Annotated in this window: 12 protein-coding genes; 1 reads left to right on the forward strand and 11 read right to left on the reverse strand. The window is 53.3% G+C overall.

Annotated features, from left to right (window positions below):
• Positions 1–16 precede the first annotated feature (16 nt).
• Positions 17–1,336: a type II toxin-antitoxin system HipA family toxin gene (locus I6L41_RS16495; protein WP_193861257.1), complete on the reverse strand. Its 1,320-nt coding sequence runs from the start codon at positions 1,334–1,336 to the stop codon at positions 17–19.
• Complete coding sequence (locus I6L41_RS16500; RefSeq protein WP_042047685.1) at positions 1,336–1,590, reverse strand: helix-turn-helix domain-containing protein; 255 nt, start codon at positions 1,588–1,590, stop codon at positions 1,336–1,338. The genes I6L41_RS16495 and I6L41_RS16500 overlap by 1 nt, the downstream gene beginning before the upstream one ends.
• A 538-nt stretch (positions 1,591–2,128) precedes the next feature.
• On the opposite strand from I6L41_RS16500, the gene I6L41_RS16505 reads away from it, so the two are divergent.
• Positions 2,129–2,746, forward strand: coding sequence for a recombinase family protein (locus I6L41_RS16505; protein ID WP_104016778.1), 618 nt, complete (start codon positions 2,129–2,131; stop codon positions 2,744–2,746).
• Here I6L41_RS16505 and I6L41_RS16510 read toward each other — a convergent pair.
• The 9 genes from I6L41_RS16510 to I6L41_RS16550 form a co-directional block, all read right to left on the reverse strand.
• Positions 2,743–3,066, reverse strand: coding sequence for a hypothetical protein (locus I6L41_RS16510; protein WP_104016729.1), 324 nt, complete (start codon positions 3,064–3,066; stop codon positions 2,743–2,745). The two genes, I6L41_RS16505 and I6L41_RS16510, sit on opposite strands and share 4 nt — an antisense overlap.
• A 511-nt stretch (positions 3,067–3,577) precedes the next feature.
• The gene (locus I6L41_RS16515) at positions 3,578–4,309 is read right to left on the reverse strand and encodes a M48 family metallopeptidase (protein ID WP_104016779.1); all 732 of its coding nucleotides are present in this window, start codon (positions 4,307–4,309) and stop codon (positions 3,578–3,580) included.
• A 24-nt stretch (positions 4,310–4,333) separates the two neighbouring features.
• A complete protein-coding gene (locus I6L41_RS16520) occupies positions 4,334–7,624 on the reverse strand; it encodes a type I restriction endonuclease subunit R (protein WP_216960100.1) in 3,291 nt (1,096 codons plus the stop codon).
• Positions 7,617–9,563: an RNA-binding domain-containing protein gene (locus I6L41_RS16525; protein WP_216960103.1), complete on the reverse strand. Its 1,947-nt coding sequence runs from the start codon at positions 9,561–9,563 to the stop codon at positions 7,617–7,619. The genes I6L41_RS16520 and I6L41_RS16525 overlap by 8 nt, the downstream gene beginning before the upstream one ends.
• Before the next feature lie 65 nt (positions 9,564–9,628).
• Entirely contained in the window at positions 9,629–10,327 is a 699-nt protein-coding gene (locus I6L41_RS16530; protein WP_216960107.1) for a UPF0149 family protein, read from the reverse strand.
• Entirely contained in the window at positions 10,324–11,547 is a 1,224-nt protein-coding gene (locus I6L41_RS16535) for a restriction endonuclease subunit S (protein ID WP_216960110.1), read from the reverse strand. Before I6L41_RS16535 ends, I6L41_RS16530 begins: the two co-directional genes overlap by 4 nt.
• An 80-nt stretch (positions 11,548–11,627) precedes the next feature.
• On the reverse strand, positions 11,628–12,488 hold the full coding sequence (gene dinD, locus I6L41_RS16540; protein ID WP_216960113.1) for a DNA damage-inducible protein D: 861 nt from the start codon (positions 12,486–12,488) through the stop codon (positions 11,628–11,630).
• Positions 12,489–12,500: 12 nt separating this feature from the next.
• On the reverse strand, positions 12,501–14,033 hold the full coding sequence (locus tag I6L41_RS16545; protein ID WP_216960117.1) for a type I restriction-modification system subunit M: 1,533 nt from the start codon (positions 14,031–14,033) through the stop codon (positions 12,501–12,503).
• 39 nt (positions 14,034–14,072) lie between these two features.
• Complete coding sequence (locus tag I6L41_RS16550) at positions 14,073–14,684, reverse strand: restriction endonuclease subunit S (protein WP_216960120.1); 612 nt, start codon at positions 14,682–14,684, stop codon at positions 14,073–14,075.
• Between the last annotated feature and the right edge of the window lie 79 nt (positions 14,685–14,763).

Here is a 14,763-nt window from a genome sequence, read left to right on the forward strand (position 1 = left end):
CCCACATACCGCCAATTTAATCCCAACCCTTTATCAGCCTGGCTGAGCGGGCTTTTAGGCCCTCTAGAATGGTGCTGCTGATGGTATCGGGGAAGTCTGCTGGCAATTGCTGGGTAACGCGCTCAATAACATCATCAACGGAGTTGGCCAGTTCTGTCAGGATCTCTTCCATAGCAGAACGCTCAAATCCCACAGCTTTCGCCGTTTGGAAGAAATGACGCGGGAATATCTGCTCAATGGCATACTTCTTTCCCTTGCTGCTTGCTAGGCCCATAGCGAGCTTGGCGTCCCTTCGGTTGAGGCCTCGGCCGCCAAATACTGGATAGACAGATAGGATGTCGTAAAAAGGGGTCAGGCGAAAACGCCCTTCCGGCTCAATAAAGACCGAGAAGTTTTTTGCATGGCCATCGGTGGCCGCCAGCAGCCAGAACAGGACCTGAGATTTCATGAATAGGTAGCGATCCTGTTCTGGTGTCGCAGAGCCCAGCAAGGTTTTCATGATGTCAGTGATCCCCGGTCCTCCATGGTTCTCGTATTTCCGTGCTGACGGAACATTCAATACCTGACAGAAATCTTCTTGGGGAAGGCGCATGATCCAACTGCGATCGGCAGCGTAACGTCTGTCGAAGCGTTCCACAGCCAGTGCTTTGACCTGGCCAACCTGCATCATGAAGCAGTGAGGTACGGGTAGACCAAACTCCTTGGCAATCAGAGTGCAGAGATATTCGTTTTCTACGCTCTGGGAGAGGTCTATCGAGTAGGAGTGGCTTTCAATCTTGCCGATAGGGAGTTTGATAATGTGGGTTGTCGGCGTTGCGTTGAGTGGCAAGTACCAACGGTCATCGAGATAGAGCAGCGCAGTCTTTTCTTGCGCCCCGGCGATAGAGATCCGGAACTCCTCTTGCTCCCTGACCATCCCCAAAGGGATTCCTGATTTGTAGCTGGTCAGGATCTGCTCGAGCTCGTCATCGGAAAGTGCCTTGTAGTCGATTCGCCTGACATCTGGAACATCGTGCCCTTCGGTAACCAGCTGTAATGCCCCTACGCTATCCTGGCCAATGCAACTGAGCAGATCGAAGGGCTGAGTTGATGCCGCTTGATAGCGTGCTACAACCCTGTTCCTCACCTCCATATTATCTGGCAGCAGGTTATCGAAGAAGTTATAGGCTTCATCGCCCCGGTAGGGCTGATGGCGCAATGGCATGGAGAGTGAGATCGGACGGCTGCCCGGTTGTGCTAGCCATGATTCACGGTACTGAAATTGATGGGCGCCGCTGGTAGTTTTGGTGAATGTGCCTACCCGATAGCCGTTCATGTAGACAGCCAGATTGGCCATTACCACTCCTCCTTCCAGCCCGATGCCGGACTATCGGATGACTCATTGCGGGGCTTGATGTCTAGTGACAATTCGAGTGCCGCGAGGATCTTGAACAGGGTCTCCAGCTTGGTGGATTCAGGATTGAGCTCGAAGCTGGAGACTGTGTCTTGCCTAATCCCCACTTTCTCGGCCACTTTGCCTTGAGAGAGCTTTTGAGAAAGCCTGGCATCCTTGATACAGGCGCTCAGCTGCTTGGCGCTGGTTACTTTCATGATTCGACAACCTGGTAGCGTGCCTTCTTCCAATTTACACGCTATGACAGGTATATCAATATTTACCTGTTATAGGAGGTAAATGTAACTTACGCGCTGTAGGCGGTATCTAACATTTATCCCCTATAGCGGGTAAGAGAACAGCAGACGGGGAGATTACCAAGCCATGGGGTAAAGAACTGCCGCGCTACGCTTGGCTGCTGGCTTGTTCGGTGAGTCGAAAAGATGACTCACCTCAAAGCCCAGCTTCTGTAGATTTCCTCCTTTGGCATCCCATTCAGCAGATCAGGAATGGTGAGCAACGTCGCTTAAATACTCAAATACAACTCAAAAGCGACTTTGTGATGACGGATCACACTTAAAGTTTGTGCTGTCAGATCAAAAGGCTATCGAAAGGTTGTGTTTCGATCGTGATGTGGTGGTTCTAAAAAGGTATACCCCATAAAAACCACTTAATACCCTCTCGAAAATCATATTGAAACCACTTATATTGAACCAATAATTAAGAACCACTTTAAACAGACTGATGGGGGTTTCAATGTTCATACGGGCGTATTTACGTGCATCGACTGTGGAACAGGATGCTGAGCGGGCACGAAAGCTGCTGATTGGTTTTGCTGCTGAGCATGGCCATCAGATTGCCAGTTTCTATGTGGAGAATGAGTCGGGAGCGACGCTGGACAGGCCTGAGCTTATGAGGCTGATCCGCGACGCTGCAGATCGTGACATTGTGCTGGTAGAGCAGATTGATCGTCTGGCCCGTCTCAATCAGACGGATTGGCAAACACTGAAGCAGCTTTTGGCACAGAAACAGCTCTCCATCGTTTCTCCTGAGCTTCCGACTTCCTGGGTGGCATTACAGGGGGACAGCCGCTCCGAGTTCACCAGCGCCATCTTGCAGGCTGTAAATGGCATGCTGTTGGATATGCTCGCAGCCGTCGCTCGTAAAGACTATGAAGATCGCCGTCGCAGGCAGCAGCAGGGTATTGCCAAGGCCAGGGATGAAGGGAAATACCGTGGTAGGCAGAAGGATGAGAAGAAGCGTCAGCACATCGCCAGGCTGTTGGTGACAGGCCACAGTTATTCCGCGATTCAGGAGATGCTTGGTTGCTCAAGGTACCTTATCGCCAGTGTGGCCAAGGAGGCGCGCAGTTAGCTCCAGAAGTAGTAATTTTTGATGACCGGCCCACCCTTGCGTTTTGAGCGTGGGGTTGTCTTGAGGGTTTTCGCTGTCCAGATAAGAGCGATGCTCAGCGCAGTGAACAGCCCGGCGGGCCAGTGCCAGCAGGTGAGTGCGGCAAGAGCCATTAACTGCAACCTGGCCGTGATGGGGCGTCTGGTGGCCCAGGCCAGTATTGGCCAGCACCAGTAAACCGGTGGCAGGCAGATCAGCAGCCATGCAAACAACGTGTCGCCAAGTGCCATCAAGCCCAGCGCAACCACCGCCATGAGGGCGATATCAGCGATCGGTTTCATGGTGCCGCTCTTTTGCATGCGCTTTGTAGCTATACAGACTCCACACGAAAACAAGCGTGAAGAAGGCCAATAAGCCCGCCATCCCCCAACTGAACGCATCCATCGTTTTGCTCCACCACTGAAGATAATTTCAGCATGGCACTGAAGGTGTTGGCGTTCAATCAACTTATTGAAAATGTTGAGTTTGTTCGTTAGTGATAAAGTTGGAACTATGGAATCCAGTGGTTTATTGACCAGCGGAATCAGCGCCCTCATTCCCGGCCAACCCCTGTCCAGTTCCCCTCCACATAACTATCTATCTGGAATCTTGGTGAGGATATTCCAGATAGTGGAATTTCGCTTCAGAACGAGCACCTGGAATATTGATAGGGGCCTTCCCATCTATCTGGAATGTTCGTGTTGTTTTTCGCTCTGGAATGTTGGTCGTCTTATTTGAAGGGATGATGGACCTTGGTGTGCTGGAATTGATGGGGGCGGATTCCTATCTATCTGGAATTTTGCCCCTCATATTTCAGGATGTCAGCAGTCGGTGGGCCATCCCGTCGAGCAGCTGTTTGGTCTTCTCCCAGGTCGGCATCACCTGGCTGAGCAACCGCCAGAATCGCTCGCTGTGGTTGTGTTCGGCTAGGTGGCAAAGCTCGTGGAGGATGACGTAATCAATGCACTCTCTGGGGGCTTTTACCAGATGAGGATTGAGTGTGATCCGGCCATTGGGCGAGCAGCTTCCCCATTGGGTTTGCATATTCAGCAGGCGTAGCGGAGGGCGATCCACAACCCACAAGGATTGTTCCAACATGGCATCGAGACGTTTGGCGAAAAGCTCTCTGGCGCGGGTTCTATACCACTGGGTCAGTTGAGCCTTCACTGTCTCCGGTCCTGGCTGCCTGACTGATACTTCCAGCTTGCCTCGCAGCAGTTTGACCCCTTGCACACTGCTTGGTGCAACGATGACCTTGAGCAGGTATTGCTTGCCGAGGTAAAGGTGACTCTCGCCACTGACATAACGGCGTGGCGTAACATGTTCCAACTGCTGACGAAAGTCACGCAACTGCTCGTAGATCCAGCGGGCACGTTTTTTTACCGCCGCAAGCACCTCTTCATCTGGCGTTTGCGGTGGGGCCATCACCTCAACCCGACAGTCAGGATGCACCTTGATCAGCAGTTTGCCGGCCTTGGGTCTGGTAAGCCGCTCGAACCGGATGAGCTCGCCGCCATAGGAAAAGTGCTGGAGCCTATTGGTCATGTTGCCGGAGGTACTCATCTGCAGTTACATCCCACTGTGACCAACTCGGGTAATCTGCACGACCATTTCCACCATGCGCTTGGCTTGATCCATGCCACAGCCGATGGCCTTGCACTCGGTGAACAGCAATGGCAGCAGCTTCTTGCGAATATCGGCTTCAATATTTTGCGGGTTGATAGAGTGTTCAGAGACCGAGGCATCAACCAACCGGTCGATCTCGAAAGCGAGTTTGACCCACTTTTCTTCAACCTGAGCATCCTGGCTGTCAAACAGTTGTGGCAGGTTCTTTTTGAAGACCCCGAAGTAGGCCTGAGCATGGCGGTTAGTGCCAAACGCATCAGGCATATCGTTCAGGCGGCGTTCCTGTACCTGCTCTTCAAACTCGCGGAACAGCATGTACTGCTTGAGAGGGTGATCAAACAGTTTTTCCGCCTCTGCAATGGCGAGGCGCAACAAGGTTGAGAAAGACTCCTGAGCATAAGGGTCATCCCTGAGATCCTGCTCAATCATGCGCGTGACGCGAGTCTTGATGATGTCAGTCTCGTTGCGGGTCTTCTCTTTGCTCCACTCTTCCGGCGGTTTTTGCAGTCCCATCTTGCCGACTTCATACACACCACCGGGCTCTTTGACCTCGACGCCAACCACATGCTTGTCGAGCAGCTTTTTCACCTGCTGGGCGTACTCGTCGTAGTCGACTCTTTCACCTGCATCCTGTTGCACGGTTTGCCGCAGGCTGGAGAACTGCTGCAGCGTCTCTTTGTAATGGCGGCGATCCGCTTCGGTAAAGGCGGTGTCCTCGAAGAACGAGGCCGACTGTAGAGCTACTTTCAGGCAACTGGCAAAGCGGGAGAGTGCCTCATAGAAGTCTTCACGCACCTTGAGATGCACATCTACCAGCTCTCCCTCAACCTCTTCCATTCGGGGTACCAGCACCTGGCGCAGTTGCTCTATGTCCTGCTTGTTCTTTACCCCGGCAAAGATGTTCCACAGGTCCTTGTAGAGCTGTGGCAGGCGCTTGTATTCAGAGCTCATCTGGTTGTAGAGGCCGGCGATGTCGTCAAGGTCGTAGCCACCCTGAGTGCGTGAGGCGAGATCCTGATACTTGGCGATAGTGGTATCTAGCTCCGAGAGAATGCCGCGGTAGTCGATGAGCAAGCCAAACTCTTTGTCCGGGTGCAGCCGGTTGACCCGGGCGATGGCCTGGATCAGGTTGTGCTCCTTCAAGGGTTTGTCGATGTAAAGCACCGTATTCTTGGGCTCATCGAAACCGGTCAGTAACTTGTCTACCACGATCAAGAGCTTGAGCGGATCATCCTTGTCGGCGAAGCGTTCGATAATCTGCTTGGTGTAGAGCTGCTCATCCTGGCTACCCACGTTATCTTTCCACCACTGCACGACCAGAGGGAGGTTAGATTCATCGACATCGGTATTGCCCTCCCGGCTATCGGGGGAGCTGATAACAATGGCGGATTCGAACAATCCAACCTCATCGAGATATTGCTTGTACTTGATGGCGGAAGACTTACTGTCGCAGGCGAGCTGACCTTTCAGCCCTTCCGGAATGTTCTTGTCGAAGTGTTCGGCTATGTCGCGAGCGATAAGCTGGAGCCGGTCATCGGCTTTGTAGAGCTCGCCTTTGCGTGTGTATTTGCGCTTCAGGTCAGCCTTTTGCTCCTCGGTCAGGTTGGTGGCGATGCGGTTAAAACCGGCATCAATCGCCCTGTCGTTCACATCGAGATCCGGGATGCGTTCTTCATAGAGCAGGGGGGTGACCGCTTTGTCCTCAACGGCTCGCTGCATGGTGTAAGCGTGCAGGATGGGGCCAAACTTGTTGGTCGTCTTGTCGTTTTTCAGTAGAGGGGTGCCGGTAAAGGCCACAAAGGCGGCATTGGGCAGGGCCAGTTGCATGCGAATATTGTTTTCGCCCCCTTGGCTACGGTGCCCCTCATCAATCAGCACGATGAGGTCCGAGCTCTTGTTGACGCACTCAGGCAATTTGGTAGCAGTGTTGAACTTCTGGATCAGCGAGAAAATGATGCGCTCGGTACCCTTGCCTATTTGCTCAGCCAGTCGCTTGCCCGAGGTGGCCATCGCCGCGTCCTTGTCCTTCTTGCCAGCCAGTTCACCACTGGATGAGAAGGTCTTGCTGAGCTGGCTTTCCAGATCCACCCGGTCGGTCACGACAATGATGCGGCAGGCTTTCAGCGCATCATGCAGGATCATCGCCTTGCTCAGGAAGACCATGGTGAACGACTTGCCTGAGCCTGTGGTGTGCCAGATCACCCCGCCTTGGCGGCCGCCATCAGGGCGCTTGTGGCTGATCCGCTCGATCAGTCGCTTGATGCCGAACACCTGCTGATAGCGGGCCACTATCTTGCCGGCTTTCTTGTCAAACAGGGTAAACAGACGGGTCATATCCAGCAGCCGATCAGGTGACAGCAGGCTGATTAGCAGCCGATCCTGGTCCGTCACAGCCAACTCGCCGGCGGCCAATAGGGTCTGGTACCAATCCAGTGTGGCCGTTGGGCGATGATCAAACAGTGTCGAGAGGGTTTCTTGGGGAATCGGCCGATTCTTGATCTCGGCCATCTGCGCGTCGCTGATGTCCTCTTCACGCCAAGCTGCCCAGAATTTTTCCGGTGTGCCGCAGGTGCCATAGCGTCCTTCGATACCGCTGATGGATAGCAGCAACTGGCTATAGGCGAACAACAGCGGGATCTCACCGTGTAGCTGGTTGCGAATAGTCTGGGAGATCCCCTCCTTGACGGTAGGCCCCTTCTTGGCGTTGCTATCCGGGCGTTTCGCCTCGATCACCGCCAATGGCAGGCCATTGACGAAGCAGACGATATCGGGGCGACGAGACTCTATACCACTGGCTCGGGTGACGTGAAACTCTTCGGTAAAGGTGAAGCTGTTATTGTGCGGGTGATGCCAGTCGATCAGGGCAATGGTCGGGCTTACCTTCTTGCCATCGATGAATTCGGTGACCGACATGCCGTAGAGCAAATGGTTATAGATCCGTTCATTGGCGGTCATCAGCCCTTCGTTAAGAGCTGGAGTACACAGCTCACTTACCAGATTGTCGACCGACTTGGCGGACAGTGGATACCTCTTGCCAGCATACACAAAGGCGCGTTTGCTCAGCTCCTCGCGCAGAATTTGGCTCAGCACGACCTGGTCATATTTATTGTTACGGGCTGCCAGCGCCTGCTTGGGGGGCAGAAAAGTCCAGCCCAACTGGGTCAGCAGGGTCAGGGCCGGGATCTTGGCGCTGAACTCTTCTTGAAACTTGGGTGCGTGGTGATGATCAGTCATTGAGTTCAATTCCCCGTGCAGCGAGCCATTGGCGTCCTTTCTCTGTGGTTTGGTAAGCCTGTTCCGGATGATTGGGCACTTCTGGGTAGGCATAGCCAATCAAGCCCTCTTGTTCCCGCATAATGTTCAAATGGGACGCTTTTAGTGCGTTTTCCCGCCGGTTCAGCGTTTTGGCCAGTTGCTCAGTCTTGTAAGGACGCATGGCACAGAGCCACAGAATCACTGGCCACAGGTTATTTCTGCGTGCTTTGGGGGTGAGCTGGTCTATACGAGCGAGCAGATCTGACGGGAAGTCACCCGCATTTGAGCCAAGGTCACCTCTATTTGCCGCGAGGTCACCCGTATTTGCGTCGAGGTCACCCGTATTTGCCACGGGGTCACCCGCATTTGAGCGGGGGCCCTCATCATTGGCAGCAGCAAACAGCGGAAGTTCGTGAGGCGCTGACAGCTCGTAGTAAGTGGAGGGACCAGCCCCCCCTTTGACCAGCAACTGGTACTGACGATGCAATCTTCCCAGTACCTGGCTGGTGGCGAGCGTATCAAGGCCGGTAATGGCGCGAAGGCCTGCGTTATCGACCGCTCCCGTCTCCTTGGCCAGGATCAGTGCTTTCGCCTCATCGTTGTTCAAGGTGAAATGAGCGAACTGTTTGAGCCAGGCCAACTGCTCTTCGCCCATCAGTTGATGCAATAGATAGGTTGCCAAGAATTGGTTCTGGATGACCTGACTCATGAAAACAGGTGCGGTCAGACCCACCTGGTCCAGCAGACGTCGCATGGTGCGGATACCGGAGCCTTTGGTTTCGGCAAAGCTGACGTCGTAGAGCACAGAAGCTAGCACCGGATTGCGCAGGATAGAGCCCATCTCCCCCAGCATCGCCTCGGGCTTGAGAGAGTAGCCGGCGTTGCGTATCTCGAGACGGTTGCTAAAGCGCACCACTATGATGGGTTGATTGACCTGATAATCACGGTGCATGACGGCGTTGACCACCGCTTCGCGAATCACCTTTTGTGGCAACAAGGGTTGGTCGTCTCGCTGGGTTTTGCCCTCTTCCAGACGAAAATGCTTTGGCAAGTCATCCAGAATGGTGGCCTCCAGTTTGGGGATCAGCGTCAGCAGGGGTTCACGCAGATCCAGCGTGGTGTCGAAGCGCTGTTGAGGGTCTTCCACCCACTGAGTGCCGGTGACGCGGACATAGTCCACGCGCATGGCGGGTAACAGTCTTCGCAACGCCAGCGGTTTGCCAAGGAGCAACAAGCCAGCGATATTGGGTACCCATTCACCTTGGCGCTTTTTCACCAGATTGAGGGATTGGAGCATGTCACTGTCACTGGCCTGCAACTCTTCAGCATAAGGGCGAACCTTGCTGCGCAGCGTGCGATAGAGCTCGATGGCGTGGGGATCGAGATCATCCCAGTGGGCGTCAGGCAGCAGAACTTGCTCGAACCCCAGACCATTTTTGGCGAGTAGCAAGGGCTCCAGCTCCTGCTGGGAGCATTCGTAATCTCCGTTCAATCCCCGTCGCCAGACGCCGCTCTTGCGCTTGTTCTTGCTATCGAACCTCCCCTTAAAGGTGCAAGGTTTGGCTGCCGGCTCCAGTTCGGGGACAAAGACAACTAGCACACGCTTGCCCTCCAGCTGATGGGCTTGCGCCTGTACCGGGATAGGCTGTTCAAACTGGTCACGGCAGTTGGTCTGCAGGGTGTTGAGAAGCTGGTCACTGAGGCTGACACCGCATACCGAAAAGGTGTCGTGTGTGCCATCTGGCTCGTTAACTCCGAGCAGCAGATAGCCACCGCCAAGGCCAGGCTCATTGGCAAAGGCACAGATCGACTGCATGACGGATGAACCGATGTTGCTGCCTCGCTTGGCCTCGATACGGGGACACTCATCCAGCTCGCGCAACTGAGCCAGCAACTGCTCCGGGGTAAATTCGATCATGCCTTTGAACGCTCCTTCAACTGTGTGCTACCGATGGCACCTGTTCGGGGTATTGCCATCTCAACTCAGTGCAAACAGCACTGCTTGAATTTTTTGCCGCGGCCACAGGGGCAGGGGTCATTGCGCCCGATCTTGGGGGTCGCTCTAACCGGCAGGGTTACTGGTGTGAGTGCAGGTGCGGCTATCGGCGCTGTGTTTGGCCCCCGTTGGGCCAGAAAATGGGCGTGCAGCCGCAAGGCGGCAGGGCCCACTTCGGCTACGCTCTGTTGATGTTCCGGTAGCGACAGGCTGGCCAGCTGCGGCAGCAGGTCATCGCTGCCGTGCAAACGGATAACCTCGAGCGAGGTATTCAGCTCCTCTGGCAAGGCTGGCCAGTTTCCCAGTGCCATGCCACGCAGATAGCCAAAGCACCAATCTTCGGCGTTGCAGAGCTCCTGCCCTTCGACATAGTTGGCCATCAGCACCGGGATAAAGTGCTCGGGCTGATAACAGAGGGTATGGGCCAGAATATTCATATGGCCGAGGATCAAATCCAGCGCCCGTTTCATCTCCAGCTCGGACGACCACTCAGGGGGCTTGCCACCCCAGAGTACTGGCCACCACTGGCTCGGCGGTACCAACTCGGGGCCGGAGAGTACCGCAGTCAGAAAGCCGTCGAGCGCCGACAAACTAAGCATCGAATCGTCGTTGCCATAGTCCATCAGCCGCTGCTCCAGCCACTCAACTTCGGCCTCGGTCATGGGGTGAATGGTCACTTTTTTCATGCAGCCTCCTCCACCTTGACCCTCCGCTTGCCGGTCAGCAGTTGTTGCATCAGCGCTTTTTTCTCTTGCTTTAGGGTGTCGAGTTTTTGTTGCAGGGCTGTGATTTCTTGCTCGGCAGTGGAGAGAACTGCAGCTATTTTCTGCTGTTCTTCCTTTTCAGGGTAAGAAATTTTAAATGAAGCTAAATCTCCCTGATTTACAGAAGGAACTGCACCTTCTTGTACAAATTTTGCAAAATCGACAGCCAACATTAACTGGTAAATAAATTCAGTATCTCCAAACTTGGTTGGAATTGCAGCCATCATGTTGTTATCAATAATAGTAGGACGCAATAAAATCCGTCTCCGGTTAAGTAATAATGCAGCGCCAACCTTGGCGAAAACAATGGTATTCTTTGGAAAGGCTTTAGCCTTAAGCTCTTTGGCGGCTTGATTGGTTAACCAATTATTGGCATAGTCTATATATTTCTCGTTCCCTCGAAGGTTCATATCGCTAACCTTTATAAAAGGTAAATCACCTTCTGAGTGGCCCTGATATTCTTCTTTAAATGCAGAGCCACCTTTGAATGTGCAAAGTTCGCCCAGCCGCCCATGTACCCACTCACCACTAAACCTCACCCCATTGCTATCCAATAAGCGTTTTTTTCCGGTCAGCAGTTGTTGCATCAGCGCCTTTTTCTGCTGCTGGCTATTAGCCAGCAGTTGCTCGGTAGTGCTGATCGCCTTATCCCAAGTGGAGAGAATTTTGGCGATTTTTTTTTGCTCTTCAATTGGTGGAAGAATAAGCTCTAGTTTAGAAAACTCTGATTGTCCGAGTGTTTTATTTCGGCCAGCTCCACCAGGTGAGGCTAGTTCAAGTAAGTATTTTCCTTTTCTTGATTTGAATAAATAAAGGATATAGTCGATATCACATAGGTTTCCCCTCGGTTTAAACATAGGAAATCGATGAGACGCAATTTTTCCTTTTTCATTGATAGTTGTTTTTGCAATCGCTTGTTCCCAAGCAAAGACAATATTAACCACCAGGCAATCTGGTTCAACATAAAAAACTCGCTTATTCCCTAACTCTTTCCCGAAAATGGGCTCCTTGTAAAAAATGCCTTTACCATGAGATCTAATTCCTATTTCATGATATACCATTTCTGGATTTACATTTACCGGGTTGCTAACTTTTTCCAAAATGTTAGCGACAGGTTTTATTGACCATGCATTAGGCACCATATCCCAACTCCTCGAGATATTTGGCCATCTCGCTTTCCTGCGCGGTGAGTTGCGTCTTGAGCGTATGCTGTGCTGTTTGCTTATTCATCGTCCGTACTCCCGTTATCCAGCCGCGCAGGATTTTTCAGCGATTTTTTGTCGGCCGAGGCCAGACGGCGTTCCACCTTTTTTACATCCTCGGCGGCGGGCAACTGCTCTGGCTGAATACCGCGGCTGAGTAAGGTTTGACGCACCGCCTGATTGTTGGTGACGTGCTCGTTGGAAATTTGTGTCTCCCGGGTCATCTGTTGAGTGCGGGCGTTGTGGATCGTGATCTCGGTGGCAAAGTCTTTGGCTTTGAGAATGATGGTTGGGGCAAAGTCAGCTAATGGTCGGCTATCTGGAACCTTCCATTGGACTTTCATCGCTTGCGTGCTTTTGCCAAACAAGGCGTGATCCCCTTTGCTGCGGATCAGTGCAAAGTTCTGGTTACCACCGGTCTGCTCATAAATGACGCTGGAGAGCTCTTTTTCTGTGGCTGAGAGCTTTTGGCGTGCTTGCACCCGCTCAGTTTCCAGCAGCCGTTGTTCAATCAGCTCCGCCTTGCGGGTTTGCATGGCAAAGTAGGTTTGGGCGAAGGCGATTTGCTGCTTTCGGGGATCACCGTTTTGAGCAATCAGGTAGCAGGCGTAGCGGGTCAGCATGATGTCATCGATCTCTCGTTGGCTACCCGAGCCAAGTTCGACCATTTTCCCGACGTCGGCAAAATGGTCCGACACCCCGTGGCCACTGACTTCACAGGCTGTTTTGGCTTTAGAGATGACGCTGGTGAAGTTATCCCATTTGCCATAGCCCAGCAGGTGTTGCAGATCCCTAGCTAGCCAATACTCAACGCCCGTGTCGGTTTGCTCTGCATGGCCTTCGAAACTAGTCGTTAATGCCTGAATTTGTTGTTGTTCCATTGCAAGAGCTCCTTATGCGTTGTGATCCAGATAACCCAGTTCGGCGAGAAAGTTGGCCATCTCGGTTTCCAGCTCGGTCAGTTGGGCTTTGAGCTGCTCCCGCTCGGCACGCACCGCCAGCAGATCGATCTCTTCCTCTTCTTCGAAGGTGTCCACATAGCGGGGGATGTTGAGGTTGTAGTCGTTCTCTTTGATCTCTTTGAGCGAGGCAAGGTAGGCGTATTTCTCGACATTGCCGCCGTTGCGGTAGGTCTTGACGATCTTGGCGATATTCTCCGGGCTCAGCACGTTCTGGTTCTTGCCCGGCTTGAAGTCGCGGCTGGCGTCGATAAACAACACATTGTCGTCCACCTTCTCTTTTTTAAAGATCAGGATGGCGGCGGGGATGCCGGTGCCAAAGAACAGTTTCTCCGGCAGGCCGATCACCGCATCGAGCAGGTTCTCGTCAATCAGCTTTTGGCGGATTTTGCCTTCGCTGGAGCCGCGGAACAGCACGCCATGAGGCACCACGACACCCATGCGACCGCTCTTGGGTTTCAGGATCTCGATCATATGGAGGATAAAGGCATAATCCCCCTTGGTCTTGGGCGGAATGCCGCGCTTGAAGCGGCCATATTTATCAATCCCAGCCTCGTCATGACCCCACTTGTCCAGTGAGAACGGCGGGTTGGCGGTCACGATATCGAAGTGCATCAGATCGCCGTTTTTATCCAGCAGCTTGGGGTTGCGGATGGTATCGCCCCACTCGATCTTGTGGTTGTCTTCCCCGTGCAGGAACATGTTCATCTTGGCCAGCGACCAGGTGGAACCGATGGCCTCTTGCCCGTAGAGGGCATAACGTTTCTGGCCGTAGTTTTGCACTACTTTGCGGCCGCATTTCATCAGCAGCGACCCAGAACCACAGGCGGGATCGCAGATGGTATCGCCGAGCTGCGGATCCAGCAGTTCGGCCATCAGATCGGAGACTTCGGGCGGGGTGTAGTACTCGCCAGCTTTCTGGCCGCTGTTGGCGGCAAACTTGCCGATCAGGTATTCGTAGGCGTTACCAATCACGTCGAGGTTACCGACCCGGCTTGGTTTCAGGTTGAGCTCCGGTTTGGCAAATGCCTCCAGCAGGTAGCGCAGTATGGTGTTCTTCTGCTTCTCTTCGCCGAGGCGATCGCTGTTGAAGCTGATGTCCTGAAACACACTCTTGTTGCCATCTTTGAGCTTGGTGCCGTTGGCTTCTTCCAGTGCGTGCAGAGCCTGATCGATCCGCTCGCCGTTTCCTGGCTCGTGACGTCGTTCATAGAGTGTGTAGAAGCTGGATTGTTTGGGCAGCACAAAGCGCTCGCTCTTCATCATCTCTTCGATAAGCTCTGGTGCGTCGCCGTACTTTTTCTTGTAGCCGTCGTAGTGATCCTGCCAGACATCGGAGATGTACTTCAGGAACAACATGGTGAGGATGAAATCCTTGTAGGTATCGGCGCTGATAGTGCCGCGGAAGACATCGCAAGCACCCCAAACGGTGTTGTTGATAACGTCCTGATTGATCTGTTCGGTCATAAAGGGTGTTTCCTTGGCGCAATAACGGGTATGCGAGCCTCAAGAGGCATCTGTATCGGATTGTTCAAGTAGGCGAGTCGCGATGGCATGCAGCATCTGCTCGCCATTGTGCTGGAGGCGCTGCATCAATTGGCGCTCCTCCTGTAGCGTGCGAGCCATTGCCAAAATGGTTTGTTGTTCTGCCAGTGATGGAAGCCCAATCAAGGCCTCTTCCAAAACCTGGCGGCGAATACTCTTGGTCAGGGTGCCTTCGGCATGCAGTTCGAAGTAACGCTGGCAGGGCTGCTGATTGAGCTGCCAGGCGAGGAACTCCGGGAGCAGTGCATCAGATTGTGGCCGTACCACATAAAAGTGGGGGGCCGCCACAGCTGGCAGTGGGGCATGCCGGGTATCAACCAGCACGGCATAGTTTTGGTTGCCCCGTGCTGCCACCAGAATATCTCCCGTTTGCAGCCAGTCCGGCGCTTTTTTACCAGTTGCCTCACTGCGCACGCAGCCCATCCAGTCGACACCGAACTCTGACGAGGAGTCTTTCATCTGCACAACGGCCAGATTCCCCTCTGGATACTCGGGGATCTTGCCGCGAAATGGATAACCAGCGCTGATAGTGGCGATTTGGTACAGGTATAATTTCACAAAAAATCTCGTCATCGCTAATGATGCTGGAGACTAGTGTCTCTGATGAGACTTTGTTCCGTCAAGACAAAGTTCGATCTTTTTTTTGCATCAA

Origin of the sequence: Aeromonas sp. FDAARGOS 1411 (assembly GCF_019047125.1) — a bacterium.
GTDB classification, from domain to species: domain Bacteria; phylum Pseudomonadota; class Gammaproteobacteria; order Enterobacterales; family Aeromonadaceae; genus Aeromonas; species Aeromonas veronii.